The organism is Providencia sp. PROV114, assembly GCF_032704305.1.
GTDB lineage: Bacteria > Pseudomonadota > Gammaproteobacteria > Enterobacterales > Enterobacteriaceae > Providencia > Providencia rettgeri.
Map to the genome: position 1 here is coordinate 376424 of NZ_CP120528.1, position 26645 is coordinate 403068.

A 26645-nucleotide genomic window follows, 5' to 3' on the forward strand; every position below is an offset into this window, starting at 1 on the left:
TATGAAAATAAAAGCGGGAAAAGATTCCCGCTTTGTAATTATTACTGGTAAGTTTCGTGATTAATAAAAAATACCAATAATTGCACAGTGCGCGACAAACCCGACCATCAATGGCACAGCGGTTCGTTTCACGACATCAAAAGGTTGCAGTTTTGCCCCACTCGATACGGCAATAATAACTCCCGCGACGGGGGACATACCTCGACCCATGTGTGAAGCTTGTTGCATTGGTAGGATCATGGCGATTGGGTTAGCGCCCATGCTATGCGCGATTTGTGGAATTAACTCAACGAATGCAAGGAATGGTGCATTACCTGAACCCATAATAATGGCTGCTGCAAGGGTCACTAATGCAAATACAATCGCCATGGCAAATGGTGGCAAGCCGACGGACTCAGCACCTAAAATCAGTTGGTCAATTGCTCCACTGACTTTAATACCATGAGCGAACACACCAGCAGCAACCAATAAGCCAACTACATTACTGAATGCATGACCCATACCATTTAAAAATGTTTGGAAGCCATTACAAACCGTTTTGAAATTACGTACGCGAAGTGTTTCAATCACCATACAAATTGCCATCGCAATCAGTACGATAGTCACAACATCTAAGTGAATACCGGAAAAGAACAAATTGGATGTTCCTACTGCCATAATAATGGGTAACATAGGAAGAATTGCATAATATCCAGGAACGGACTTAGTCGTTTCCTCTTTTTCATGGGACTGAACAGCTTTACCAATTTCAGGTACGAAACCTTGCTTACGGTCACAATGACGTTGCCAGAAAATATGGGTAATACCGACCACCAATACAGTGGCTAACGCGGCAGGGCCTTGATAGTAAAGTACATATTCAACAACAGACATATCGACAGCTTTTGCGCCACGGATAGCATCAATTGCCGTTGGAGTATAGGCCACACCAAGGGATGTAGCGATAACCCCAGCCGCAGAAGCAGGTGATAATCCCAAACCAATCATAATGGGGAACATGGTACCCATTAACAATACCGCTAAGCCCGTTGCTGATGGAATGGCTAATTGCAAGATACTCGCCAACAAGAAAGAGAAAAATAGTAGTACATAAGGTGAACGCATATTTTTCAGTGGCTTGGTTGCAACACGTACTACCGCTTCATTGGCACCGATATGGTCCATATAGTGCGCAAAGCCCATCAATGCCATGATCATTAAACCGAGATCTGCTGCACGACTACTGAATAAATCTCGCATGACTTCAAATGGATCGAGCCAAGTGATACCGGTGGTGGCGACATTTTTAGGGAGGATAGGCCCCCAGCCAAGGGCTAGGGTGAATATCATCAATACTAAGCCAGCAATTAATAATACCGGCTCAGCTTTGTATCCCTTCAAAATAAACCGCGCAACCAAAACAACGATAATCAGAACCGTTAGAATTGGGATCATGCTTTAGCTCCTGGTTTGAAGCGTTCAGCGGTGATTTGTACCACTTGTTTTAATACATCGCTGGCGGCATGTAGGGATTTAACAGGTAGATATTCATAGATTGAATGGAAGTTATGTGCACCTGTGAAGATGTTAGGGCAAGGTAACCCATTTTGTGATAATGCGGCTCCATCATAGCCACCACGCATAGGAATGACTTTTGGTGTAATACCACAAGCTTGGTAGGCGTCAACAGCAATATCAATAGGGTAACGGTTATCACCTTGTAGGCTGTTGTAAACGTTAGAATAGCGATCTGATAGCTTGCAAACAACACTTTCGCTGCCCCAGAGACTTTCACAGCTTTCTGCTAATTGTTTTAAGAAAGCCATACGTTTGCGGTAGCCGTCTTCGGTAAAATCGCGAATGTCCATTTTTAACACGGTACGAGCGCTATTACCTGACATTTGTTTCACCCAATAATAGCCTTCGCGACCATCTGTATATTCAGGGGCTTCACCGCCGGGTAACATGGCAATAAATTTTTGCGCCATTAATAATGAATTAACGAGTTTGCCTTTCGCAGACATTGGATGAGCTGATTTACCCGTAAAGATGATTTCGGCATCACCCGCATTCCAGTTTTCATACACAAGTTCACCAATACCGCAGCAGTCTAAGGTGTAAGCAAAATCTGCTCCAAACTCTTTAACATCAAAAACTTTTGCGCCACGGAGGCCTTGTTCTTCGTCCGGAACAAAACCAATTTTAATGGTTCCGTGCTTGATTTCTGGGTTTTGCTTAAAGTATTGCAGCATATCCATGATAGAGGCAATTGCCGCTTTATCGTCAGCACCTAATAGGCTGGTTCCATCAGTGACAATAATGTCATCACCAATGTAGTTCACCAATTCAGGGAATTCACTCTTACGTAGATAAATATTAAGCTCTTTATTCATGCATAAATCTTCACCGGTGTATGGCAAGATTTGCGCCTTAGTATCATTAGTTTGTTCTGCACTAGTGTCTAAGTGGCCGAAGAAAGCGACGGTTGGGACATCATAATCAAGGTTGGAAGGTAACGTTGCGGTGACAATGGCAGTGTCACGCAGTTTAATGTCTTCAACGCCCAGAGCCTCGAGCTCCTGAACCAATTGTTTCGCAAGGACACGTTGCCCTTCTGAGGATGGCATAATCCCTGCCGCGCCCTTTTCCCTATCAGTGGTGGTGTTAATTTTGGTGTAAGAAATAAATCGCTCAACAATATTCATTCTTTTAATTCCCCAGCATCTTATAAAATGCGTTTTACATTAGTTATATCTGTGACTGTAATTTCATTTCACAGTATTATTCTTGTATCACAACTGAAGATATTCTGAATATCAGACCTGTTGAATTTTTCTAAGAAATGCTAGTGGGAATATAAAATTGATAATTAATAGTGGCATTATTCGCATAATGAATTAAAATGAGCGACTTTATTCCTATCTTATTTTGCATTGTTAATATATTGATATTAAAGAGTAATTGTTTTTTTGTTTTTGTTAATAAAATATTTTTCTTCGTCTTATCTTAAATTAATTATAAATACATAAATCACCAATTAATAAAAATATTATGTAAATAATATTGCATATTTTTATATGTATGTTTTCTAATATGTAAATGTAACTTTAAATGGTTTTTAATATCTTAATTCGTTACTTTATAGAGATAATTAACTGATGGTTATTGTTTTTATTATTTGTATTATAATTTTAATATCTATTTGATAATTACTAATTAAGTGTTTTTACTTGTTTTTATGTCAAATATAATAAATTTTTTAATTTTGTATCCATATTGTTTTTACGGGAAGCTAATTGTAAATTAATAAAATAGGTTAATAAATCAGTAAGTAGCGTGAAATTTAATATATGTAAAATCACATGTGTTTTTAATAGCATATAAGTGACTTTTTTGTCATGATGAAATCAAAATAACATTTGTCTTGTGTAGTTCGATAAAAAATTCAAATAAAAAGATATGCAAGCGTATACATAAATATAAAGCAAGGAATGAAAATGCGGAATATTGCTATTACAAAAAATAATATTATTTCTGGCTTTCAATGGTTCTTTTTTATCTTTTGTAATACGGTTGTTATTCCCCCGACGTTACAGTCTGCTTTTCATTTGTCACCACAAACCACGTTTGTTATTACTCAGTATGCTTTTTTATTAACAGCTTTGGCTTGCTTGTTGCAGGCATTTATAGGCCATAAACGCTCTGTGATGGAGGGGCCAACAGGGTTGTGGTGGACAACAATTTTAACCGTAACTTTGTCAGAATCTATGCAAGGAACTCCTCTTGAGACGATTGGATGGAGTTTGGCCATGGGGATTTTTCTGTCTGGGATTATTACTATTCTTATTGGCCTAAGCGGTCTTGGTGGTTGGTTAGCGGGTTTGTTTAAGCCAGGCGTGCTGGTGGTCTTTATGTTTTTACTTGGCGCGCAGCTGGTCACTATTTTTTTAAAAGGGATGTTAGGGCTACCCTTTGGTGTTGGCAGTGAAAATATTACAGTTAATTATCCTGTATTCTTTTTGGCGCTCACAGTACTGGTATTTGTGATAGGAATTATTGTGTATTTACCCGTGAATATTAGTAAATATGCATTACTAATAGGAACAATCACAGGGTGGGTTGCTTATAGTGGGTTATTTGGCAGCACGATATCATCTGTTTCATCAGGAGAATGGGGGCTATTTCCATTAGGCCGTTCCGATGAAATTAATATAAGTATTGTGATAACAGCGATTTTGGCTGGGATATTAAACACATCAAATACGTTTGGAGCAATGCGAGGAACGGATGTATTTTACCCCGATTCATTACCCGTTAAGTCCTTATATCGGCGTAGTTTTATGATGTCAGGAGTTGTAACAATATTAGCAGCGCCGATAGGCGTAGTGCCTTTTTCACCGTTTGTTTCATCAATTGGTCTAATTACTCAAACAAAAGACAGTTCACGTATCTCTTTTACGATTGGTAGCCTTATTTTCTTATGCGTGGGGGGCGTTGCGGTATTGACTCAATTTTTCCGCTCTTTGCCGTTAGCCATTGGTAGCGCGGTTATGTTAGCGACTTATTTGCCGCTGCTATTTTCTTCATTTTCATTTCTTGCGGATATGAAACTGAATGCACGTAATATTTATCGCCTCGCATTACCTATTTTTATTGGCATTTTTTTGATGTCAGCCCCTGCTGCGGTACTAAATTCGTTACCAACAATGTTTAGTTCTTTACTGGGTAATGGGTTACTTATGGGCATTATATTGGCTCTTATTTTAGAAAATACGATCAAGTGGGATAAAATCTCCTAAATAATAAAAGAGCACTAAGCGGTTGTGCAGCTAATGCTCTTTTTCAGTAAAATTCTAACGGCCTAAATAACCATCCCAATCTTTCCAAACGGGCTGTAAACCGGCTTGCACAAGTGCATTCGCTACTTGTGCGGCACTGCGGTTATCATTTGGAGAAAATTGTTCTAGCTCTTCTTTGGTATCTGCATAGCCGCCTGGTTGGGTTTTCGAGCCAGCACTGACGTTGTTAATTGCCAATGGCACCACGTTATCACGGAAATAAGGTGATTCACGGGTTGAGAGTGAAAGCTCTACATTTGGCGCCAGTAAGCGAAAAGCACAAATTAATTGCACTAATTCGGCTTCATTCATCAGTGATGCCGGTTCAACACCACCCGCACAAGGGCGCAAGCGAGGAAAAGAGATAGAATAACGACTTTGCCAGTAGTATTGCTGTAAGTACAACAAATGTTCTGCAACCATATAGCAATCAGTACGCCAACTGTTTGATAAACCAATTAACGCACCAAGGCCGATTTTATCTATACCCGCTTCTCCTAAGCGTTCTGGCGTGGCTAAGCGCCAGTGAAAATCCTGTTTTTTGCCTTTGAGGTGATGGAGTTGATACGTGGGCTCATGGTAGGTTTCTTGATAAACCATCACACCATCTAACCCCAGAGTTTTTAATTCCTTATATTCATCTGTGCTTAATGGCTGCACTTCCATCATTAAGGAACTGAAATAAGGGCGAATGATGGGGAATGTGTGACGAAAATAGTCCATACCCACTTTACTCTGGTGCTCTCCGGTGACTAGCAATAAGCTATCGAAACCAATTTTGCGAATGGTTTCGCACTCATTGATAATTTCAGCGTCATTTAGCGTTTTACGTTTAATTTTATTACTCATCGAAAAACCGCAATAAGTACAATCGTTTGCGCATAGGTTCGATAAATAAAGTGGAACATAAAACCCAACGGCATGGCCAAAGCGTTGTCGGGTGAGTTTCTGAGCTTTTTGTGCCATCAGCTCAATATAGGGACGGGCAGCAGGGGAAAGCAGTGCCATAAAATCATCGAGTGTGAGTATATCCACCGCTAAAGCATGTTCTACATCGGCAGGTGTTTTACTGTTTATCCGCAGTGTCGTATCGTCCCAATCCAGTGCTTGTAAGCGTTCTTGGAAGCTTGGGATCATGATAAGGCCCCTAAGAAACTGGTCAATGGGCTGGACGCTTGCGCCTGTTGCTTCGGCGTAGCTAAACCACTTTGATAAGCTAATTCAGCCGCTTCGACCGCGAGTTTAAACGCTTTTGCCATGAGTACAGGTTGTTTTGCTACAGCGATTGCAGTGTTGACTAAAACGGCATCAGCGCCCATTTCGATGGCTTCTGCCGCATGGCTTGGTGCACCAATTCCGGCATCTACAACGACAGGTACAGAAGCTTGTTCAATAATGATACGGAGCATTTCTTTCGTTGCTAAGCCTTTGTTTGTGCCAATCGGTGCGCCTAATGGCATCACAGCGGCACAGCCAACTTCTTCTAAACGACGGCATAACACCGGGTCTGCGCTGCAATAAGGCAATACAACAAATCCCTCTTTAACGAGCTGCTCTGCGGCGAGTAATGTCTCGATGGGATCCGGTAGTAAATAACGCATATCCGGATGGATTTCGAGTTTGACCCAGTTAGTACCAAGGGCTTCATGAGCTAGGCGTGCAGCAAATATCGCCTCTTGGGCATTTTTCGCCCCTGAAGTATTCGGTAATAGTTTCACGCCCAATTGTTGTAGAGGTTGTAAAATACCATCATCTTGCCCACGTAAATCAATACGTTTCATTGCCATTGTCACCAATTGACTGCCGGATGCCGCAATGGCGTCTTGCATGAGGTTGGCGCTGGCAAATTTACCTGTTCCAGTAAATAGGCGTGAGTGAAAAGTAAAATCTGCGATTTTTAACATCATTAGCCCCCCGCGATAGCTTGAAACAACAAGATATTATCTTGGTCATTAATGAGATATGAATCCCACTGACTCTTCGGAATGATCACTTGATTGATGGCAAGTGCAGTTCCCACCATTGGGCGATCGAGAGTGGAAAATAATTGATTAACCGTCAGTGGGGCGTCGAATTCCATAGGTTGGTCATTAATTATGATATGCATGTTTCTTCCCGACAGATTGGACATTGCAGTGACGGCATTAATTGCAATGTATTCCATTGTTGCTGTTTTCCATCGAATAAACGCAATTTACCGCTCAGTGAAGAGGGAAGGCCGACAAGTAATTTAATGGCTTCCAGTGCTTGCAACGTGCCGATAATCCCAACCACTGGCCCTAATACCCCAGCAGTGCGGCAGTTGCGTTCGGGTTCATCTTGGTCTGGGTATAAACAGGCATAGCAACCGGTACTAAATGGCGGCTCAAGTACCATTAATTGGCCACCAAACCCAACAGCACTGCCGCTGACTAAGGTTGTATTGGTCATGACACAGGCGGCATTAACTGCATGACGAGTGGCCATGTTATCGCAGCAATCAAGCACTAAGTCGACTTGTTCCGCTAATGGAATTAAAGTCTCAACATCCAACTTTTGTGCGATAACATGGGTTCTTACCAACGGATTGAGTTGATGTAGCCTATCTGCGGCAAGCTGGGCTTTTGACTGGCCAATATCATCGGTATCGTAAAGTACCTGCCGTTGTAAGTTAGAAACGTGTAAGTCATCGTGGTCAGCTAGCCACAATTCGCCGACACCAGCGCCCGTTAAATAAAGGGATGCGGGAGAGCCTAAGCCCCCTAAACCGACAATTAGGACTTTGCTATTTTTCAGTTTTTGTTGCCCCTCAGGACTGATGTCTTCAAGTAATAGCTGGCGGCTGTAACGCATGAATTCTTGGTCACTTAACATGATTGAATTCCTTAAATCATCATTAGCCCTGTTTTTATGACGATAAACTAGGGCTAATTTTGTGATTAAAAATCGACTAATTGGCGTGATCCCGCTCAATTAAATTCAGCAAAGTTTCTGTTGCGGCGCGCCAATCATCGGCTTTAGTAATCGCACTGACTAGCGCGACACTCCCCACTCCAGTTGCTAGCACGTCAGGCACTTTATCAATGGAAATCCCACCAATGGCTACCGTTGGGTAATCAGGTGTTGCTTCCACCATGGCTTTAAGTGTTTCTAAACCCTGAGGCGAAGAAGGCATCTCTTTGGTTTGTGTTGGAAAGATATGCCCCATGGCAATGTAGGAAGGGCGAACCGATTTTGCGATAGCCAATTCATGCTCATCGTGCGTTGATATTCCTAACCGTAAGCCCGCTTGGTGGATTGCTAATAAATCGGTAGTTTCCAAATCTTCTTGGCCTAAATGTACGCCATAAGCACCAAACTCGACCGCTAACCGCCAGTAATCATTAATGAATAAGCGTGCGTTATGTTTTTCCCCGAGCGCAATAGCTTGTTGAATCTCATCACGAACATCTGCGTCAGATTTGTCTTTGATACGCAATTGAATTGTGGAAACACCTGCATTAAGCAAACGTTCAATCCATTCAACGGAATCCACAACGGGATAAAGCCCAAGGCGTTGTGCAGTCTCAGGAAAAGGGCTATTTGGGAGAGTTATAGCATTAGGCAATTTTGGCATTTTCATCCACCTCAGCATTCACAATTTCAGCACCGTGATAGAGTTCGCTGCCATGGGCACGGAAGGCTTCTGACATCTGTTCCATACCCGCTTCTTTTTCATTTGCTTCTTTTTGAGCCGCGTAGTCACGAACCTCTTGGGATATCTTCATTGAACAGAATTTAGGCCCACACATAGAACAGAAATGAGCAATTTTCCCAGAGGCTTGTGGTAAGGTTTCATCGTGATATTTGCGAGCAGTTTCAGGATCTAACGCCAAGTTAAATTGGTCTTCCCAGCGGAATTCAAAACGGGCTTTGGACATGGCGTTATCACGGATCTGTGCACCTGGGTGGCCTTTAGCAAGGTCAGCGGCATGGGCTGCAATCTTATAAGTAATTAGCCCTTGTTTAACATCTTCTTTGTTCGGTAATCCTAAGTGCTCTTTAGGGGTGACATAACATAACATCGCACAGCCAAACCAACCGATCATGGCGGCACCAATACCAGAGGTAAAGTGGTCATAACCCGGAGCAATATCTGTTGTTAGAGGCCCTAACGTATAGAATGGCGCTTCGTGGCAGTGCTCTAACTCTTCGGTCATATTGCGGCGGATCATTTGCATTGGTACGTGGCCGGGACCTTCAATCATGACTTGAACATCATATTCCCACGCAATTTTTGTGAGCTCACCAAGGGTATGGAGCTCGGCAAATTGAGCTTGGTCGTTGGCGTCTTGAATTGAACCGGGGCGTAGTCCATCCCCTAACGACAAGGAAACGTCGTAAGCGGCACAAATTTCACAGATTTCACGGAAGTGCTCATACAGGAAATTTTCTTGGTGATGAGACAAGCACCATTTTGCCATGATAGAGCCACCGCGAGAGACGATCCCTGTTAGGCGTTTAGCTGTCATTGGCACATAGCGTAGCAATACGCCGGCATGGATAGTGAAGTAATCGACACCTTGTTCTGCTTGCTCTAATAATGTGTCACGGAACATTTCCCACGTGAGATTTTCGGCGACGCCGTTCACTTTTTCGAGGGCTTGGTAAATCGGAACTGTACCAATAGGCACGGGGCTATTACGTAAAATCCATTCGCGGGTTTCGTGGATATAACGGCCAGTGGATAAATCCATGACGGTATCTGCCCCCCAGCGTGTTGACCAAATCAGTTTTTCTACTTCTTCTTCAATGGATGAGGTGACCGATGAATTACCAATATTGGCATTAACCTTAACCAAGAAATTACGACCAATAATCATTGGTTCTGATTCGGGATGGTTGATATTGGCTGGGATAATAGCGCGACCCGCCGCCACTTCTTGGCGAACAAATTCAGGGGTAATATTCTCTGGCAAATTTGCGCCAAAGCCTTGGCCTGGATGTTGTTGCAATAAAACTTCGTCACGAATACGTTCACGTCCCATATTTTCGCGGATTGCAATAAACTCCATTTCAGGGGTAATGATACCTTTGCGTGCGTAATGTAATTGGGTAACACACTTGTTAGTTTGGGCTTTTAACGGGTGGGGACGGTTGTTAAAGCGTAGATGGTCAAGGCCTGCATCAGCAAGTCGTTGTTGTGTGAAGTCAGAGCTGAGATTTTCTACTTTAGTGGTGTCTGAGCGCTCGTTTATCCATGGCGCGCGAATTTTTTTCAAGCCTTTGTGAACGTTGAGTTCTGATGTTGGGTCGCCGTAAGGGCCTGAAGTGTCGTAGATAGGAACGGGTTCGTTGTCTTCAAATTGCGGGTTGTCTTTGTCGCCACCAATAAGGGTTTGCGAAAGCTGAATTTCTCGCATTGGGACTTGGATATCGTCTCTTGAACCTTGAAGATAAATACGTTCAGAATTGGGAAATGAAACGCCAGAAACAGTGTTGATAAAGTTTTCAGCGGCATCACGTTGGGCTTTACGAGTGCGAGCGGGTGCTGCTTGTGGCGATAAATCAGCTGTAGGGATGATATTTTGTTGTGTATTATTGGACATAGCAATTTCCTGACATTGTCACGGCTATCACAGCTAAGTGTGTAGCGGGTTTATCGAAAGAAAGTTGCTTGTCAGGAGTTCGGAGGAGTAATAAAAAGACATTGCGTTTAATTTTTAGCCAAATGAGAGATGGCAAAAAGACGCTGAGTGATTACTCTTGTTCCCTTCGCGGGTATTAACCCGATCAGGTTCCGCGGATCCCGAATTAACGGTCTCAGCCCGATGCTATGCATGCTAGGCACTCCGACAAGAGATTTCAGTATAAGCTTTCCTCGTCATTCTTCAAGCGATAAGTGCGTTGGCTGCGCTCGGCTCCCCAAGTCACATACTTGTGTATGCTCCTTGGGATAATTCTATTTATCTCCTTCCTCTAGCACGAATAATTTAGAGGAACCTTTGAAAGGCGAGTTAGTTAAAACCTAAAAAATTGAAATCAAGGCTGAGATAAAAATAAGGTTTATAAATTCCACTGATATTGTGGCCAATTGTGTTCGAGTGCGGCTTGCGTTAGGCGTTCGTCGCCGTTGATAATAAATACTTCATCGGCAAATTGGCACATGGGCAGGTCGTTGGCAGAATCGGTATAAAAATATACATAGGCATCAGTGATTGGCTGGTGGCGAACCCAATCCATAAGGCGTTTAACCTTGCCTTCTTTAAAGGTTGGGATACCGTCAATTTCGGTCGTATAGCAGCCATTTTGTTGTTTAATATCGACCCCCATGGCGACGTCTGCACCAAGTTTTTCGGCGATCTTTTTCACAATAAATGAAACAGTTGCGGAGATCACAATAATCGGGATCCTTTTAGCTCGATAATTTGCGATCGTTCTAATCGCTTCAGGGTAGATCCGCGGTAAAATCACGCTTTGTACAAAATCATCCAGCCAGATATCTACTTGTTCCGTTTTTACATTGGCGAGAGTTTGCAGGTTAAAACGTAAGTAAGTCGGCATATCTAATGTGCCTGCATTATATTGCGCCATCATGGCTTTATCCGCCTCTACAAACTGTGGGTCGTTGATAATTTGCCTGTCCCACAGATATTGTGTCCACAATACGCTGCTATCACCTTGAATTAACGTATCATCTAAGTCAAAAATGGCCAGTTGGTTTTGCATTATATTCCTATCTACTTATTAACTAAGTGCGCGAATTTCATTTTTATTAAACATCAATTCAAGGCGAGTGCCCGGTTCAAATAAACGCTCAGATGAGCGATTGAGTAAATCAACTGTCATGTGACCAGCAGGTGTATCGACGCTATAACGAATGATATTTCCCAATAATTGATGGTCAACAATAATAGCATCAACAGGGTGAGAAATATGGCTACCATATTGGCGACCTGCTTCTTTGACATATATAGACTCAGGGCGGATAGCAAGTGTACCTTGTAAATTAAGACCTAACATCGTATTGGCTTTTTTGGAGTCAACAAGGTTGTAATGCCCCATAAACCGAGCGACAAATTCTGTTGCTGGTTGGGTATAAATATTCTCTGCCGTGCCACTTTGCACTATCTGGCCTTTATTCATAAGAAAAATACGGTCAGACATAATCATCGCTTCATCTTGATCATGAGTAACAAAAATTGTCGTTAAACCTAATTCGCGTTGAATCTGGCGAATTTGCTGGCGTAAGTGCTTGCGAATGCGAGCATCAAGAGCAGACAGTGGCTCATCAAGTAACAAAATTTGCGGTTTCATGACTAATGCCCTTGCGAGTGCTACTCGTTGACGCTGTCCACCTGATAGCTGATGGGGAAATTGTTGTTCTTTGCCTTGTAACTCAACTAATTCGATCACTTCAGCGACTGCTTTAGACCTTGCTTGGCTATCAATTTTACGCATTTTTAAACCAAACGCGATATTGTCAACCACAGTCATATTGGGAAATAACGCATAACTTTGGAACACCATACCCACCCCGCGTTGCTGCGCAGCTTGGTGGGTTACATTCTGGCGATTAATATAAAGTTCACCATCATTAAGTTGTTCAAGTCCTGCGATACAGCGTAATAAAGTTGATTTTCCGCAACCACTTGGGCCCAGTAGGGTAATAAATTCGCCTTTTTCGATAGTAAACTGAATATCAGCAAATACCTGATTAGTACCAAAAGATTTAGCTAAGTTTTCCGCAATAACATAACTCATCATTCATCTCCTGAACGATTTAATCGCATTGCTAACCATGTCAGCAATAAGGTAAACAGAAAATATGACATCACCAGAGCAGAAGTGAAATGTCCGCTGGTTTGTCGCATATTGAAAAGATAGATTTGCAAGGTTTCATAACGTGTTCCCACTAGAATATTGGCAAACACAAATTCACCCATTAAAAATGAAAATGAAATTAATAATGAGACCAACATACCTTTGCGAATATTTGGTAACACAATCATCATAAAAGCTTGGAAAGTACTGGCGCCGAGTAAATGTGCAGCGTCCATTAAGTCATGTAAATTAATACCTTGAAAGCTATTCGCAAGAGCACGATACATAAAAGGTAACGTGATGGTGAAATAAGTACCAATCAGGATCCAAGGAGTGCCAACTAACATGAATGGTTCATCGGCAAATATTTGCAGCAAGCCCACCGACGAGACGACAGGCGGAATCGCAAAGGGTAAAATAATCAGTAAATCCATCACCCCTTTGAGTTTAGGGAACCGATAAAATACCGCAAATGTCATCGGCAAAATAATTAATGTGCTAACCAGCAACGTACCAAAGCAAATTATTAATGAACGACCAAATGCCATGAGAAAACGCGGGTCTTGCCACAATTGTAGATACCATTTGATGGACAAGGCATCGGGTAGCACAGTGGCTCCCCAAGAGCTGGCGATGGAATACAAAAATGTGGCAATAATAGGTAGCGCTAATAGGCTAGCAACACTGATTAATACTAACTTATGGAGCCATAATCCAGAGGGTTTATTGTTATTGGTTATCACTTGGCTAATCACATTATTATTTTGCATGGTAGCTCCGCTTGATTAACCAATGATGGATAGCAGTAATAAAAGCTAAGATAGCGATAAGTAGCATTGATAACGCAGCAGCCATATTCGGTTCGAGAAACAAATCGCCGGAAACTAAACTGGCAATTCGGATAGTCACAAGGTTGTAATTACCACTCGTTAAGGCATAAGTACTGGCGTATGCGCCCATGGCATTAGCAATTAGGATAATAAAAGTACCAAGTAAAGCAGGGGAAAGCACTGGAATAGCAACTTTTAACCAATAGGTTAGCTTGCTTGCTCCCATTGTTTTCGTAGCGTCTTCCCACTCCGGTTTTAGTGCATCAAAGGCGGGGTAGAGCAACAAAACGCCTAATGGGATCTGAAAATACACATACAACAGCATTAACCCGCTGGCACTGTATATATTAAAATCTTCGATAATTCCCCATGCCTTGAGTTGTAAGGTAATCGCGCCGTTGAAGCCCAAAATAATAATGAATGCAAAAGCAAGGGGTACACCGCTGAAATTACTGGCCATGGTGGTGAAGGAGATCATTATCCGGCGAATTTTCCCTTGCATTTTATAAATGGAAAATGCCGTGATACTGGAAATGAATAAGCCAATTACACTGCAAATAACGGAAAGCCATAGGGTATTTTCAAACGCTTGTAAGTAAAAATCATTATTGAATACTTCAAGGTAGTTACCTAATGACCATGCTTCTTCGTAGATAAAGCTATTAATTAGCACCCAAATCATTGGGGCGATTTGGAATAGACTAAACAGCACAAAGAATGGCAGCAGTAGCAGTGCCGCACGCCAATGAAAACGAGCAAAGCGTTTTTTTAACATGGCAATTTTTCCCTGTTGTTGGTATGCCTGTTCACAGGGGGCAGGAATATCAGCCATTACAAATCTCCTTGTAACAGCGCATCACAAACTGGTTTATCGAGAGAGTGGGTTCCAAGTAAACGACAAATGGTTCCACAAATCTCAGTTTGCTCAATATTGCAGGGTTGATGAGAAAATTGCGAACCGACAACAAACAATGGAACTAAACACTCTTCAGGGAGTGTCCCTCCGTGGCTGCGATCATTATTCATACCGTGATCACTCGTGATCAGAATTTGATAACCTTGCTCAACCCATGTAGGAATATAATTCGACAGGATAATATCTGCATGGCGTGCTGCATTACGGTATTGTGGGGAATCAAAGCCAAACTTATGCCCTGTATCATCTATATTCATAGGGTGAATCAATAAGAAATCAGGATCAAATTGACTACGTAAATATTCCGCATCAACAAATAAATGGTCATCAGGGTAATGATCTGCTTGATAAAAGCAGCCATGTTGGATGGTTAGCGACTCATCATGGGTAAAACGGTCTCTTGTTGCTACGAAAGGTGCTCGGTTATACAGTTCACTCACCCAATAATAAGCAGCGGCGGCAGTTGTTTTACCTGCAAGGCGAGCAAGAGAGAATATGCTGTCAAAATGGGATAACCGGACAATTTGGTTATTTACAATACCGCTTTTGACAGGTGGAACTCCCGTTAGTATACATTCATATAGAGGGCGAGACATCGAAGGAAGCTCGCACTCTAATCGGTAAAGTGTTGCACTGTCGGCTTTGATTAAACCGTTGAGATAGCCCATACAATGATGGGCTACTGAATAACTTAAACCGTCAAGGACAACAAGTATGACTTTCTCAGACATCAATTTTTTCCTAAAATCAATACATTAAATTACTGCTGGTGGATCAAAACTTGCTGTTGCCACATTTTAGGGAGATTACGAGACGACTTTTCCCAACCTTCTGCATTCTTAATGGGTTGAACATTTTTATATTGTTCTTCGGGTAGTAATTTGGCTTTAATATCATCAGGTAAGGTTAAATATTGTGCACGAATTGGTCGAGCATAGCCTTCTGCAAGGTTTAATTGGCCTTTATCACTGAAAATAAATTCACGAGCTAATTTTGCCGCATTTGGGTTTTTGGCAAATTTATTGATGATAGTGGTGTAACCTGAAATGACAGAACCGTCAGATGGGATCACAACTGTAAAGCGATCACGATTGATCTGATCACGGTAATTCAGTGCGTTGAAGTCCCATAAGATGCCAACTTCGACTTCACCTTTTTCGATATTTGCGACAGTTGGATCATTAACGGATAGGCGTTTTTGTTTGGCGAGTTCAGCAAAATACTCAATGGCAGGTTTTAGGTTATTTTCATCACCACCACGGGCAAATGCGGCAGCTAGTACAGCATTATTGGCTTGTGCAGCGATACCAACATCCCCAACGGTGACTTTATATTTCCCTTTTAGTAAATCATCCCAGCTTTTCGGTGCATCTTTCACTAAATCATTATTAATCATAAAAGCGATAGACCCCGTATAGGCTAAAGCCCAATGACCGTCTTTGTCTTTTGCCCAATCAGGAATTTGTGACCACGTTGTTGGTTTATAAGGTTGAGTCACTCCTTTTTGCACGGCAACAGGCCCAAAAGAAGCACCGACATCACCAATATCTGCTGTCGCATTATTTTTTTCTGCGGCAAATTTGGCAATTTCTTGAGCGGAGCTCATATCAGTATCTTGATGCTTCAAGCCATATTGTGCCGCTAAGTCTTGCCAAGTTCCTTTCCAGTTAGCCCAAGTATCAGGCATTCCAACGCTGTAAACTTGCCCTTCTTTTTTCGCTGCATCGATTAACTCTGCTAAATTAGCATCAGCAGCTAATGTCACACTGGATGCGGTCAATGATAGTAAAATCGCAGGAACGATAGTTTTCATTATTTTCTCACTTTTGCAGAACGGTGAACCGTATTGGTTACTTAGCATCCTAATTTTAAGAAGTGACAGTTAGTTGATCCTTTTATGACAGTTTTTAGACATTTTATGGAATGGAACGTCTAAAAAGTGTCAAAATTGACAAAGAAAAATAATGAAACAAACGTTTGAATGACATTGTGTCAAAGAAGTGTATTGTGTCATTAATAGATTGATCTTATCGACAATAAAAACTAACAAAAGATGTAAAAAATGAATAAGTTAAAATTATCAGGAACAGAAAGTGGTTGGTGGTTTATCTGTTTTTCCGGGCGTTTGTGGTTACCTCATGGGGATATTCCACGAGGTATGGCAAAGGACTATTTGTTAGAAGGAAAAACAGCAACGCCAATCGGTGAGTGGCTAGGGGAAATTGTCTGGTTGATCGCCGAAAAAATGCCATCAGATATGTCATCTCCCCGTATCGTTGCTGCGCAAGATGAAGGTTTATTTCGTCTTGCTGGGCGAGGTGTGCAATTGGCGGAATTCTATCGCTCTCATCGTTATTGCGGCTATTGTGGTACGGCAATGCGCCATAGCGAAACAGAATGGGCGTGTTTGTGTGACCATTGCCATGAGCGTTATTACCCGCAGATTGCCCCTTGTATTATTGTGGGGATCCGCCGTGATGACCATATTCTATTGGCTCAGCACCGGCGCCATTCGCAAAATCCATTATTTACTGTACTTGCGGGTTTTGTTGAAGTTGGTGAAACATTAGAAGAAGCTGTTATGCGCGAAGTCATGGAAGAAAGCCATATAAAAGTGAAAAATATTCGTTACGTATCTTCACAACCATGGCCTTTTCCTCATTCCTTAATGATGGGCTTTCTCGCGGATTATGAGAGTGGTGATATTAAAGTAGACCCTAAGGAACTGGTGAGCGCAAATTGGTATCATTACAATGAATTACCGTTGATCCCACCGGCAGACACAATCGCTAGACGTTTGATTGAAGATACGGTCGCATTGTGTCGTCAGAGTGAATATGAAACGGGCAAATAGCACAGCGCTGATATTGTTACCATTAACATGATACAATAATGAACTTCGCTCTTAGCCATTTGCGGCGGCCACTTATAATAATGGAGTAAATAATGACTGAGTTAAAAAATGACCGCTATCTACGCGCTTTGCTACGTCAGCCTGTAGATGTGACCCCTGTATGGATGATGCGTCAAGCAGGGCGTTACCTGCCTGAATATAAAGCAACACGCGCTGAAGCTGGTGATTTTATTGCTCTGTGCAAAAATACCGAATTGGCTTGTGAAGTGACATTACAGCCATTACGTCGTTTTCCATTAGACGCTGCAATTTTATTTTCTGATATTCTTACTATCCCTGATGCAATGGGGCTTGGGTTATATTTCGAAACGGGTGAAGGCCCACGTTTTCATAAACCGATTATGAGCGCAGCAGATGTAAAAAATATCCCTATTCCTGATCCTGAAATGGAACTTGGTTATGTGATGGATGCAGTTCGTGCCATCCGTAAAGCGCTTGAAGGTAGTGTGCCACTAATTGGTTTCTCTGGTAGCCCGTGGACACTGGCAACTTATATGGTGGAAGGCGGCAGTAGCAAAGCATTCACTAAAATCAAAAAGATGATGTACGAAGACCCGAACACATTGCATTTGTTATTAGATAAACTGGCAGATAGTGTCATTTTATACTTGAATGCTCAAATTCGAGCAGGTGCACAGTCCGTGATGATTTTTGACACATGGGGTGGGGTCTTAACTAAGCGTGATTATTTACAGTTTTCATTGAATTATATGCATAAAATTATTGATGGCTTAATTCGTGAAAATGACGGTCGCCGTGTTCCTGTCACCTTATTCACTAAAGGTGGCGGCCAGTGGTTAGAGGAAATGGCTGCAACGGGTTGCGATGCATTAGGGCTTGATTGGACGACTGAAATTGCAGATGCTCGTCGTCGTGTCGGTGATAAAGTTGCTTTACAAGGTAATATGGACCCATCCATGTTATATGCGCCACCGGCTCGTATAGAAGAAGAAGTGCAAAATATTCTATCAGGCTTCGGCCAAGGTGAAGGGCACGTATTTAATTTAGGTCATGGTATCCATCAGGATGTTCCACCTGAGCATGCAGGTACATTTGTGGATGCTGTTCACCGTTTATCCCGCCAATATCATCAATAACTATCGTTTATTGATCTTCTTGATTTGTGGTGTATTTATAGAATCTTGTAAGTACACCATTATCATCTATGATTAAGAATAATTAAATCTCATAAGCAATGGACGCATGATGGTTTTAGATACTCAACGATTACGAAAAGAACAAACTAGCGAAGCTTCAAAAATCATTTTGCAGGATGAATTTCCACCACTCAAATTGATTGGTGGAGCCGATGTAGGCTTTGAACAGCAAGGCACTATTACACGTGCAGTGGTAGCTGTACTATCTTGGCCACAGTTAGAACTTGTTGAGTATCAAATAGCTCGAATACCGACTCAATTGCCTTATATTCCGGGATTACTTTCTTTTCGTGAAGTCCCAGGGTTAATGGCGGCGTGGGAAAAAATACAAAACAAACCTGAATTAGTGCTTGTGGATGGGCAAGGGATTGCACATCCGCGGCGGTTTGGTGTTGCCTGCCATTTTGGGTTACAAGCGAATATAGCCACAATTGGTGTAGCAAAAAGCCGTTTATGTGGTGATGCGGTTGAGTTAAGTGAAGAGCCTGAAAGTGTTCAGCCGTTAATGGCAGGTGAAAATCAACTCGGTTGGGTGTTGCGGAGTAAAAAACGCTGCAAACCATTATATGTTTCGCCGGGGCATAAAGTAGGTTTTTCGTCTTCCCTAGCGTGGGTTAAGCAGTGTCTAAGAGGCTATCGGTTGCCGGAACCGACGCGTTTTGCTGACGGAATTGCATCAAATCGAACGTTTTTTAAGCGAATGAATGAGAAAATCAGCTAATTATCAGCAAAATATGTGGCATTGACAGATTTTCAGGTAAACTGCGAAGTATTAAGATTGATGAGTCAGAAATTATGTTAAGAAATCCCATTCATTTGAGGTTGGAAAAATTAGAAAGCTGGCAACATACAACTTTCATGGCGAGCCTATGTGAAAGAATGTATCCGAACTTTCAAATGTTTTGTCAGCAAACTGAATTTGCCGATGCAAAAGTTTATCGTTCCATCCTTGATTTAGTTTGGGAAACTTTGGTCATTAAAGATAGCAAAGTCAATTTCGACAATCAGTTAGAAAAATTAGAAGAAATTATCCCATCAGCAGATGATTTCGATATGTATGGTGTGTATCCAGCTATTGATGCCTGTATTGCATTAGGTGAAATTATTCATTCGAAATTGAGCGGTGAAACCCTCGAACACGCAATATTGGTTAGCGAAGCATCCATTCGTACAGTTGCCATGCTCGAAATGACTCAAGCAGGGCGGGAAATGACAGAAGAAGAACTCAAAGAAATCCCGGCCGTTGAAGAGGAATGGGATATCCAGTGGGACATTTTCCGCTTACTGGCAGCTTGTGAAGAGCGCGACTTAGAGTTAATTAAAGGATTAAAATCTGACCTCCGCGAAGCGGGGGTGAGCAATATAGGTATTACTTTAAGCTGATTTTCGCATTTTCATTATCGAAAACGTGACTTGACGCAGTAATGCTGAGTACTAAGACTTCACATTTGCCCCTACTCTGGTCTACATTTAGGGGCGAGAAGAAGTGGCTATCGGGGGCGTGTATCAGGGGCTGTCAATTTGGCATATCCGACGCACTCGATGCTTTGCAAACGATAAACACACTGTGTAAGGATAATTTATGAATAAGACTGAATTAGTTGATGCTATCGCAGAATCAGCGGACCTGACCAAAGTTCAGGCAAAAGCGGCATTAGAATCTACTCTGAATGCTATTTCTGAAACGCTGAAAAAAGGCGAGCAAGTCCAACTGGTCGGTTTCGGTACTTTTAAAGTTAGCCACCGTGCTGCGCGTACTGGTCGTAACCCACAAACTAAAGCAGAAATTCAAATTCCTGCTACAACTGTACCCGCTTTCTCTGCCGGTAAAGCACTGAAAGAAGCTGTAAAATAAGAACATTGTACAGACGAATCACCAGAAGGGGTAAAAAACTACCCCTTTTGTTTATTCAAAAAGGGTTGCTGGTATTGGGAGCCATCTCAATGCTAAGCGCCTGTTCTTCTAATGCACCAAAGCTACCTGAGTTTAGTGCAAGCGGTTTTATTGCCGATGATGGCGTCATTCGTATGTGGAGGCTAAATAATGCAAAAAGCCAACCTCTGGTCTTAATGGTGGTTTATAGCCCCTATAAAGGCACAGACACTTCCGTTAATTTCTTCGAGTACCGCTCTGGTAACCTCTGGCAAATTCGTAGCCAAATCTTGAATCAAAAAAATGGTGATATCACTGAACAATTACGTTTCGATAAAAATAATGACGTTATTTTTATGCAGCGTGCTCAAGATGGCCATAAAACATCACTTTCGGCTGATGAAATCACGCGTTGGCGCTTTGAAGCAGAACGCATACTCGAGACAAACACTGCACTGATTGTCGGCGGCGTCAAACTCTATCAAGGTCGCTGGCAACAAGGCAAAGTGACCACCTGTGAGGGTGATGTGCGTGAAGTGGCTTTCGAACCCTATGCTGAAAATTGGTTGCAAAACCGTGCAAAAGTGTGGCATTCCCAGCTAAATTTAGCGTGGTTGGAGTCTTCAGAGGGAAACCAGCTTTTGATGGTAGCTGATACCGATTTTTGCCGCTGGCAACCTTCTAAAGATAGCTTATAAATAATCGCTCGTCGTCTTTCGAGCCTCAGCTATATTGCTACGTTCGCTCACTCTAGTCACATACTTATGTATGTTCCTAGAGATTCTCTCTCTTGCAGCTTTGCTGTGATTCGAAATACTTAGAGCCATTGTCTGTGTGAATGGTCAAAGGCAAAAACAAGTTCAAAAAATAGAAAATAAAAAAGCTGATAAAAGTTTCCTCTTATCAGCCCAGGGAATGGTTTAGTACTTTGTATTATTTTATACGAGCGATAGCGCGGTAGCCGATGTCGTTGCGGTAGAAGCTATCATTCCAGTGAATGGCTTTGGCGACTTCATAAGCTTTGGCTTGTGCTTTAGCAATATCATTACCTAATGCTGTTACGCATAGGACGCGACCACCGGCAGTCACGACTTCTCCATCTTTCATGCGAGTACCAGCATGGAAAACTTTACTATCCGTGGCTTCAGTGGTTGGTAAACCTGAAATTACATCGCCATTGTGGTAATCACCTGGGTAACCACCTGCAGCAATTACTACCCCTAAAGCAGGGCGTTCATCCCATAATGAATCTTTACCTGCTAACTCACCTTTCGCGCCAGCTAAACATAAAGCGACTAAGTCCGATTGCAAGCGCATCATAATAGGTTGAGTTTCAGGATCGCCAAAACGGCAGTTAAACTCGATAACTTTTGGGTTACCTGCTTTATCAATCATTAAACCTGCATATAAGAAGCCTTGGTAGCGGTTTCCTTCTTGGTCCATTCCTTTAACTGTAGGGTAAATGACTTGTTCCATCACGCGTTTATGTATTTCATCTGTCACAACAGGTGCTGGGGAGTAAGCGCCCATTCCACCTGTATTTAGGCCAGTATCACCATCACCAACACGTTTGTGATCTTGGCTAGTCGCCATTGGAATGACATTTTCACCATCTACCATAACGATGAAACTCGCTTCTTCACCATCAAGAAATTCTTCGATCACGATACGGTGGCCTGCATCACCAAAGGCATTCTCTGCTAACATGTCATGAACAGCTTCTTTCGCTTCTTGCAGAGTCATTGCAACAATAACCCCTTTACCTGCAGCAAGCCCATCTGCTTTGATCACGATTGGTGCGCCTACTTTGTCTAAGTAAGCTAAAGCAGGTTCAATTTCAGTAAAATTTTCATAAGCCGCAGTAGGAATATGATGACGAGCTAAAAAATCTTTGGTAAATGCTTTTGAACCCTCAAGCTGTGCAGCACCTTGGGTTGGGCCAAAAATAGTTAAGCCAGCAGCCTTAAACGCATCGACTACACCAATAACCAATGGTGCTTCAGGGCCGACAATAGTTAAACCAATTTGCTTATCTTTGGCGAATTGAAGCAATCCATTGATATCAGTTGCCGAAATATTGACGTTTTCAAGGGTCGGCTCTAATGCTGTGCCTGCATTGCCTGGGGCAACATACACTTTATTTGCTAAAGGGGATTGAGCCGCTTTCCAAGCTAAGGCATGTTCACGGCCGCCGCCACCAATAATCAAAATATTCATTACTAGACTCCTAATAATTAGTGACGGAAATGACGCATATTAGTGAAAATCATGGCGATACCATGTTCATTTGCCGCCGCAATGACTTCATCATCACGGATAGAACCACCTGGTTGGATAACACAGGTTACTCCAACAGCAGCTGCGGCATCAATACCATCGCGGAATGGGAAAAAGGCATCTGAGGCCATTGCACAGCCAGCGACTTCTAAACCTTCATCAGCGGCTTTAATACCTGCAATTTTTGCAGAATAGACACGGCTCATTTGCCCTGCACCAATTCCAACGGTCATGTCATTTTTGGCATAAACAATCGCATTCGATTTCACAAACTTCGCGACTTTCCAGCAGAACATAGCATCTTTTAATTCACGCTCTGTAGGTTGGCGGTTTGTGACTACACGTAGCGCTTCCTTTTCAACCATACCTAAGTCACGGTCTTGTACCAATAAACCACCATTCACACGTTTAAAGTCTAATCCTGTAACTGGTTTGCTCCATTCGCCACATTCAAGTACGCGAACGTTTTGTTTAGTCTCAAGAATAGGTAGTGCATCTTTAGCAACAGAAGGCGCAATAATGACTTCCACAAATTGGCGATCGATAATGGCTTGAGCAGTTTCTTTATCTAATTGACGATTGAAAGCGATAATGCCGCCAAAAGCAGAAGTTGGATCAGTTTTGAATGCGTTATCATAAGCAGCATGAATCGAATCACCGATAGCGACACCACAAGGGTTTGCATGTTTAACAATGACACAAGCAGGCTCTTCGAATGATTTAACGCATTCAAGAGCTGCATCGGTATCAGCGATATTGTTATAAGACAGGGCTTTACCTTGGATCTGCTGAGCAGTTGCAATAGACGCTTCTTTTGGGTTTTCTTCTATATAAAAAGCGGCATCTTGATGGCTGTTCTCTCCGTAACGCATGTCTTGTTTCTTAATAAAATTTAAATTCAAGGTGCGAGGGAAACGGCCAGAAGGCTGGGTCGTATCACCATAATAAGGGGCAACTAATTCACCAAAGTAATTCGCAATCATGCTGTCATAAGCTGCAGTGTGTTCAAAAGCTTTAATTGCGAGGTCAAACCGCGTAGACCAATTGAGTGAGTTTTCGTGGTTATCCATTTCATCAATAATGATTTGATAGTCATTACTATTTACTACAATTGCTACGTCTTTATGGTTCTTAGCCGCGGAGTGCACCATGGTTGGGCCGCCGATATCAATATTCTCTACAGCATCTTCAAGGGTACAATTTGGTTTTGCCACGGTTTGGGCAAATGGATATAGATTAACAACGACCATATCAATCGGTGCAATATCATGCTGTTGCATAATGGCATCATCCGTACCACGACGACCTAAAATTCCGCCATGCACTTTCGGGTGCAATGTTTTTACTCGGCCATCCATCATTTCAGGGAACCCTGTGTAATCTGAAACTTCAGTTACGTTTAGTCCTGACTCAGCGAGTAACTTTGCAGTACCGCCGGTAGATAGGAGCTCAACACCACGTTGAGATAACGCCTTAGCGAATTCAACAACCCCTGTTTTATCAGACACACTAAGCAGGGCACGACGAATAGGACGAAGCAGTTGCATGAGATAGATCCCTTGGATTTGAATAAATAAGGCAATAACGAATATCAGTCAGTGAAAAACTCAACGAGCTTTTCTTATATACCTATTATATCTATTGATGAAAGCAAAGCGGAATTTGCCAACTTTCTCTATAACAATATATAAGTCACTAACAATTTCAGAACATAAAAACAAAATCAATGCTGAAATTTCGAACCAATTGTAACGCAAACGTTTGCGTAATGCGCGATAATTTTAAAATTATTTTCAGGTTGTGGATAACTTCGTGCATAAGTCAGTATAAGTAGGGGTTTTGCTGTGGAATGCAGCAGTTGAATAAAAAAATGCAAAAAAAGGGTTGCCAGATTTTTCTGACTCCCTATAATGCGCCACCACTGACCGGGAACAAGACAACGCAAAGCGCGGTGAACACTGAAACGGCAGCGAGAGATTCTGAAAAGAAAAAGCAAAAAATTGCTTGACTCTCACAGAGGAAAACGTATTATACGCCTCCTCGCGACAACGGCCTCGAAGTCGAAAATCAAAAGATTTAGTCGCAACGCTCTTTAACAATTTATCAGACAATCTGTGTGGGCACTCACAGGACACTATCAAAAAAATATTTGATTTTAAGTCTTGAAGAGTGACTAACACGTTAATTCATATATATGAACTAATAGGTAATTTGATTTCTTCGGAAATCAAACGACAGTAAACATTCTTTGAGCATCAAGCTTTTTAATTGAAGAGTTTGATCATGGCTCAGATTGAACGCTGGCGGCAGGCCTAACACATGCAAGTCGAGCGGTAACAGGGGAAGCTTGCTTCTCGCTGACGAGCGGCGGACGGGTGAGTAATGTATGGGGATCTGCCCGATAGAGGGGGATAACTACTGGAAACGGTAGCTAATACCGCATAATCTCTCAGGAGCAAAGCAGGGGAACTTCGGTCCTTGCGCTATCGGATGAACCCATATGGGATTAGCTAGTAGGTGAGGTAATGGCTCACCTAGGCGACGATCCCTAGCTGGTCTGAGAGGATGATCAGCCACACTGGGACTGAGACACGGCCCAGACTCCTACGGGAGGCAGCAGTGGGGAATATTGCACAATGGGCGCAAGCCTGATGCAGCCATGCCGCGTGTATGAAGAAGGCCTTAGGGTTGTAAAGTACTTTCAGTCGGGAGGAAGGCGTTGATGCTAATATCATCAACGATTGACGTTACCGACAGAAGAAGCACCGGCTAACTCCGTGCCAGCAGCCGCGGTAATACGGAGGGTGCAAGCGTTAATCGGAATTACTGGGCGTAAAGCGCACGCAGGCGGTTGATTAAGTTAGATGTGAAATCCCCGGGCTTAACCTGGGAATGGCATCTAAGACTGGTCAGCTAGAGTCTTGTAGAGGGGGGTAGAATTCCATGTGTAGCGGTGAAATGCGTAGAGATGTGGAGGAATACCGGTGGCGAAGGCGGCCCCCTGGACAAAGACTGACGCTCAGGTGCGAAAGCGTGGGGAGCAAACAGGATTAGATACCCTGGTAGTCCACGCTGTAAACGATGTCGATTTGAAGGTTGTTCCCTTGAGGAGTGGCTTTCGGAGCTAACGCGTTAAATCGACCGCCTGGGGAGTACGGCCGCAAGGTTAAAACTCAAATGAATTGACGGGGGCCCGCACAAGCGGTGGAGCATGTGGTTTAATTCGATGCAACGCGAAGAACCTTACCTACTCTTGACATCCAGAGAACTTAGCAGAGATGCTTTGGTGCCTTCGGGAACTCTGAGACAGGTGCTGCATGGCTGTCGTCAGCTCGTGTTGTGAAATGTTGGGTTAAGTCCCGCAACGAGCGCAACCCTTATCCTTTGTTGCCAGCGATTCGGTCGGGAACTCAAAGGAGACTGCCGGTGATAAACCGGAGGAAGGTGGGGATGACGTCAAGTCATCATGGCCCTTACGAGTAGGGCTACACACGTGCTACAATGGCGTATACAAAGAGAAGCGACCTCGCGAGAGCAAGCGGAACTCATAAAGTACGTCGTAGTCCGGATTGGAGTCTGCAACTCGACTCCATGAAGTCGGAATCGCTAGTAATCGTAGATCAGAATGCTACGGTGAATACGTTCCCGGGCCTTGTACACACCGCCCGTCACACCATGGGAGTGGGTTGCAAAAGAAGTAGGTAGCTTAACCTTCGGGAGGGCGCTTACCACTTTGTGATTCATGACTGGGGTGAAGTCGTAACAAGGTAACCGTAGGGGAACCTGCGGTTGGATCACCTCCTTACCATTGAAGTGTTTTTGTGAAGTGCTCACACAGATTGTCTGATAGAAAGTAGAGCAATGGCTTTACGTGGGAGACTTATTCGAGAGGATAAGACTTACATGAAAATAGCAAAACGGTGTTTTGCAATTGAATTTTCGTGTCCCCTTCGTCTAGAGGCCTAGGACACCGCCCTTTCACGGCGGTAACAGGGGTTCGAATCCCCTAGGGGACGCCAATTGCGCCGATATCGAGTGAAAGACGATGTCCCCAATAATGATTAAGCCAATTATGTAAA

Annotated in this window: 24 protein-coding genes, 1 tRNA gene, 1 rRNA gene and 1 riboswitch; of the genes, 10 read left to right on the forward strand and 16 right to left on the reverse strand. The window is 42.7% G+C overall.

The window, feature by feature from the left end:
• Nucleotides 1-60 precede the first annotated feature (60 nt).
• Nucleotides 61-1434, reverse strand: coding sequence for a C4-dicarboxylate transporter DcuC (gene dcuC, locus P3L37_RS01680; protein WP_109913195.1), 1374 nt, complete (start codon nt 1432-1434; stop codon nt 61-63).
• Entirely contained in the window at nt 1431-2684 is a 1254-nt protein-coding gene (gene pepT, locus P3L37_RS01685; protein ID WP_109913194.1) for a peptidase T, read from the reverse strand. Before pepT ends, dcuC begins: the two co-directional genes overlap by 4 nt.
• Nucleotides 2685-3476: 792 nt before the next feature.
• On the opposite strand from pepT, the gene P3L37_RS01690 reads away from it, so the two are divergent.
• Nucleotides 3477-4778, forward strand: a complete 1302-nt coding sequence (locus P3L37_RS01690; RefSeq protein ID WP_272667568.1) for a uracil/xanthine transporter — start codon at nt 3477-3479, stop codon at nt 4776-4778.
• Between the two features lie 54 nt (nt 4779-4832).
• On the opposite strand, the gene thiH is transcribed toward P3L37_RS01690, so the two are convergent.
• The 12 genes from thiH to P3L37_RS01750 form a co-directional block, all read right to left on the reverse strand.
• Entirely contained in the window at nt 4833-5954 is a 1122-nt protein-coding gene (gene thiH / locus P3L37_RS01695; protein WP_004265866.1) for a 2-iminoacetate synthase ThiH, read from the reverse strand.
• Complete coding sequence (locus P3L37_RS01700) at nt 5951-6721, reverse strand: thiazole synthase (RefSeq protein WP_109913199.1); 771 nt, start codon at nt 6719-6721, stop codon at nt 5951-5953. Before P3L37_RS01700 ends, thiH begins: the two co-directional genes overlap by 4 nt.
• 2 nt (nt 6722-6723) lie before the next feature.
• Nucleotides 6724-6924 (reverse strand): sulfur carrier protein ThiS, encoded by a 201-nt coding sequence (gene thiS / locus P3L37_RS01705; protein WP_004265860.1) that lies wholly within the window; start codon nt 6922-6924, stop codon nt 6724-6726.
• A complete protein-coding gene (locus P3L37_RS01710; protein ID WP_004265857.1) occupies nt 6912-7670 on the reverse strand; it encodes a HesA/MoeB/ThiF family protein in 759 nt (252 codons plus the stop codon). The genes thiS and P3L37_RS01710 overlap by 13 nt, the downstream gene beginning before the upstream one ends.
• Before the next feature lie 76 nt (nt 7671-7746).
• A complete protein-coding gene (thiE, locus tag P3L37_RS01715) occupies nt 7747-8412 on the reverse strand; it encodes a thiamine phosphate synthase (RefSeq protein ID WP_109913192.1) in 666 nt (221 codons plus the stop codon).
• Nucleotides 8396-10384 (reverse strand): phosphomethylpyrimidine synthase ThiC, encoded by a 1989-nt coding sequence (gene thiC / locus P3L37_RS01720; protein WP_109913191.1) that lies wholly within the window; start codon nt 10382-10384, stop codon nt 8396-8398. The genes thiE and thiC overlap by 17 nt, the downstream gene beginning before the upstream one ends.
• Nucleotides 10385-10528: 144 nt before the next feature.
• Nucleotides 10529-10640, reverse strand: a riboswitch (TPP riboswitch).
• A 201-nt stretch (nt 10641-10841) separates the two neighbouring features.
• Nucleotides 10842-11504: an HAD family hydrolase gene (locus P3L37_RS01725; RefSeq protein WP_109913190.1), complete on the reverse strand. Its 663-nt coding sequence runs from the start codon at nt 11502-11504 to the stop codon at nt 10842-10844.
• An 18-nt stretch (nt 11505-11522) separates the two neighbouring features.
• Complete coding sequence (locus P3L37_RS01730; protein WP_109913189.1) at nt 11523-12539, reverse strand: ABC transporter ATP-binding protein; 1017 nt, start codon at nt 12537-12539, stop codon at nt 11523-11525.
• A complete protein-coding gene (locus tag P3L37_RS01735; RefSeq protein ID WP_109913188.1) occupies nt 12539-13369 on the reverse strand; it encodes an ABC transporter permease in 831 nt (276 codons plus the stop codon). The genes P3L37_RS01730 and P3L37_RS01735 overlap by 1 nt, the downstream gene beginning before the upstream one ends.
• The gene (locus P3L37_RS01740) at nt 13359-14261 is read right to left on the reverse strand and encodes an ABC transporter permease (RefSeq protein ID WP_272667569.1); all 903 of its coding nucleotides are present in this window, start codon (nt 14259-14261) and stop codon (nt 13359-13361) included. Before P3L37_RS01740 ends, P3L37_RS01735 begins: the two co-directional genes overlap by 11 nt.
• The gene (locus tag P3L37_RS01745) at nt 14261-15076 is read right to left on the reverse strand and encodes an alkaline phosphatase family protein (protein WP_109913186.1); all 816 of its coding nucleotides are present in this window, start codon (nt 15074-15076) and stop codon (nt 14261-14263) included. Before P3L37_RS01745 ends, P3L37_RS01740 begins: the two co-directional genes overlap by 1 nt.
• Before the next feature lie 29 nt (nt 15077-15105).
• Nucleotides 15106-16158 carry an ABC transporter substrate-binding protein gene (locus P3L37_RS01750; protein WP_109913185.1) on the reverse strand — a complete coding sequence of 351 codons (1053 nt, stop codon included), beginning with the start codon at nt 16156-16158 and terminating at the stop codon, nt 15106-15108.
• A gap of 249 nt (nt 16159-16407) precedes the next feature.
• Between P3L37_RS01750 and nudC the strand changes: the two genes are divergently transcribed.
• The 6 genes from nudC to P3L37_RS01780 all read left to right on the forward strand — a co-directional run bounded on the left by nudC (nt 16408) and on the right by P3L37_RS01780 (nt 20987).
• Nucleotides 16408-17199, forward strand: coding sequence for an NAD(+) diphosphatase (gene nudC / locus P3L37_RS01755; protein WP_117163045.1), 792 nt, complete (start codon nt 16408-16410; stop codon nt 17197-17199).
• A 92-nt stretch (nt 17200-17291) separates the two neighbouring features.
• On the forward strand, nt 17292-18356 hold the full coding sequence (gene hemE, locus P3L37_RS01760) for a uroporphyrinogen decarboxylase (RefSeq protein WP_109913183.1): 1065 nt from the start codon (nt 17292-17294) through the stop codon (nt 18354-18356).
• A 109-nt stretch (nt 18357-18465) separates the two neighbouring features.
• Nucleotides 18466-19137 (forward strand): deoxyribonuclease V, encoded by a 672-nt coding sequence (nfi, locus tag P3L37_RS01765; protein ID WP_109913198.1) that lies wholly within the window; start codon nt 18466-18468, stop codon nt 19135-19137.
• A 74-nt stretch (nt 19138-19211) separates the two neighbouring features.
• On the forward strand, nt 19212-19799 hold the full coding sequence (locus P3L37_RS01770) for a YjaG family protein (protein ID WP_109913182.1): 588 nt from the start codon (nt 19212-19214) through the stop codon (nt 19797-19799).
• 199 nt (nt 19800-19998) lie between these two features.
• Entirely contained in the window at nt 19999-20271 is a 273-nt protein-coding gene (locus tag P3L37_RS01775; protein ID WP_004264522.1) for an HU family DNA-binding protein, read from the forward strand.
• 89 nt (nt 20272-20360) lie between these two features.
• Complete coding sequence (locus tag P3L37_RS01780; protein ID WP_109913181.1) at nt 20361-20987, forward strand: DUF1481 domain-containing protein; 627 nt, start codon at nt 20361-20363, stop codon at nt 20985-20987.
• Between the two features lie 235 nt (nt 20988-21222).
• On the opposite strand, the gene purD is transcribed toward P3L37_RS01780, so the two are convergent.
• The gene (gene purD / locus P3L37_RS01785; protein ID WP_222960198.1) at nt 21223-22506 is read right to left on the reverse strand and encodes a phosphoribosylamine--glycine ligase; all 1284 of its coding nucleotides are present in this window, start codon (nt 22504-22506) and stop codon (nt 21223-21225) included.
• A gap of 17 nt (nt 22507-22523) precedes the next feature.
• Nucleotides 22524-24113 carry a bifunctional phosphoribosylaminoimidazolecarboxamide formyltransferase/IMP cyclohydrolase gene (gene purH, locus P3L37_RS01790; protein ID WP_272667570.1) on the reverse strand — a complete coding sequence of 530 codons (1590 nt, stop codon included), beginning with the start codon at nt 24111-24113 and terminating at the stop codon, nt 22524-22526.
• Between the two features lie 302 nt (nt 24114-24415).
• On the opposite strand from purH, the gene P3L37_RS01795 reads away from it, so the two are divergent.
• The 3 genes from P3L37_RS01795 (at nt 24416) to P3L37_RS01805 (ending at nt 26585) form a co-directional block, all read left to right on the forward strand.
• Entirely contained in the window at nt 24416-24574 is a 159-nt protein-coding gene (locus P3L37_RS01795) for a hypothetical protein (protein ID WP_164528313.1), read from the forward strand.
• Nucleotides 24575-24831: 257 nt separating this feature from the next.
• Nucleotides 24832-26371, forward strand: a 16S ribosomal RNA gene (locus P3L37_RS01800).
• Between the two features lie 138 nt (nt 26372-26509).
• Nucleotides 26510-26585: transfer RNA gene (locus tag P3L37_RS01805), tRNA-Glu, on the forward strand.
• Nucleotides 26586-26645: the final 60 nt, after the last annotated feature.

Coding starts and splice junctions, on each gene's coding strand:
- dcuC (WP_109913195.1), bottom strand. CDS start 1,434: ATGATCCCAATTCTAACGGTTCTGATTATCGTTGTTTTGGTTGCGCGG.
- pepT (WP_109913194.1), bottom strand. CDS start 2,684: ATGAATATTGTTGAGCGATTTATTTCTTACACCAAAATTAACACCACC.
- P3L37_RS01690 (WP_272667568.1), top strand. CDS start 3,477: ATGCGGAATATTGCTATTACAAAAAATAATATTATTTCTGGCTTTCAA.
- thiH (WP_004265866.1), bottom strand. CDS start 5,954: ATGATCCCAAGCTTCCAAGAACGCTTACAAGCACTGGATTGGGACGAT.
- P3L37_RS01700 (WP_109913199.1), bottom strand. CDS start 6,721: ATGTTAAAAATCGCAGATTTTACTTTTCACTCACGCCTATTTACTGGA.
- thiS (WP_004265860.1), bottom strand. CDS start 6,924: ATGCATATCATAATTAATGACCAACCTATGGAATTCGACGCCCCACTG.
- P3L37_RS01710 (WP_004265857.1), bottom strand. CDS start 7,670: ATGTTAAGTGACCAAGAATTCATGCGTTACAGCCGCCAGCTATTACTT.
- thiE (WP_109913192.1), bottom strand. CDS start 8,412: ATGCCAAAATTGCCTAATGCTATAACTCTCCCAAATAGCCCTTTTCCT.
- thiC (WP_109913191.1), bottom strand. CDS start 10,384: ATGTCCAATAATACACAACAAAATATCATCCCTACAGCTGATTTATCG.
- P3L37_RS01725 (WP_109913190.1), bottom strand. CDS start 11,504: ATGCAAAACCAACTGGCCATTTTTGACTTAGATGATACGTTAATTCAA.
- P3L37_RS01730 (WP_109913189.1), bottom strand. CDS start 12,539: ATGAGTTATGTTATTGCGGAAAACTTAGCTAAATCTTTTGGTACTAAT.
- P3L37_RS01735 (WP_109913188.1), bottom strand. CDS start 13,369: ATGCAAAATAATAATGTGATTAGCCAAGTGATAACCAATAACAATAAA.
- P3L37_RS01740 (WP_272667569.1), bottom strand. CDS start 14,261: ATGGCTGATATTCCTGCCCCCTGTGAACAGGCATACCAACAACAGGGA.
- P3L37_RS01745 (WP_109913186.1), bottom strand. CDS start 15,076: ATGTCTGAGAAAGTCATACTTGTTGTCCTTGACGGTTTAAGTTATTCA.
- P3L37_RS01750 (WP_109913185.1), bottom strand. CDS start 16,158: ATGAAAACTATCGTTCCTGCGATTTTACTATCATTGACCGCATCCAGT.
- nudC (WP_117163045.1), top strand. CDS start 16,408: ATGAATAAGTTAAAATTATCAGGAACAGAAAGTGGTTGGTGGTTTATC.
- hemE (WP_109913183.1), top strand. CDS start 17,292: ATGACTGAGTTAAAAAATGACCGCTATCTACGCGCTTTGCTACGTCAG.
- nfi (WP_109913198.1), top strand. CDS start 18,466: ATGGTTTTAGATACTCAACGATTACGAAAAGAACAAACTAGCGAAGCT.
- P3L37_RS01770 (WP_109913182.1), top strand. CDS start 19,212: ATGTTAAGAAATCCCATTCATTTGAGGTTGGAAAAATTAGAAAGCTGG.
- P3L37_RS01775 (WP_004264522.1), top strand. CDS start 19,999: ATGAATAAGACTGAATTAGTTGATGCTATCGCAGAATCAGCGGACCTG.
- P3L37_RS01780 (WP_109913181.1), top strand. CDS start 20,361: ATGCTAAGCGCCTGTTCTTCTAATGCACCAAAGCTACCTGAGTTTAGT.
- purD (WP_222960198.1), bottom strand. CDS start 22,506: ATGAATATTTTGATTATTGGTGGCGGCGGCCGTGAACATGCCTTAGCT.
- purH (WP_272667570.1), bottom strand. CDS start 24,113: ATGCAACTGCTTCGTCCTATTCGTCGTGCCCTGCTTAGTGTGTCTGAT.
- P3L37_RS01795 (WP_164528313.1), top strand. CDS start 24,416: ATGCAGCAGTTGAATAAAAAAATGCAAAAAAAGGGTTGCCAGATTTTT.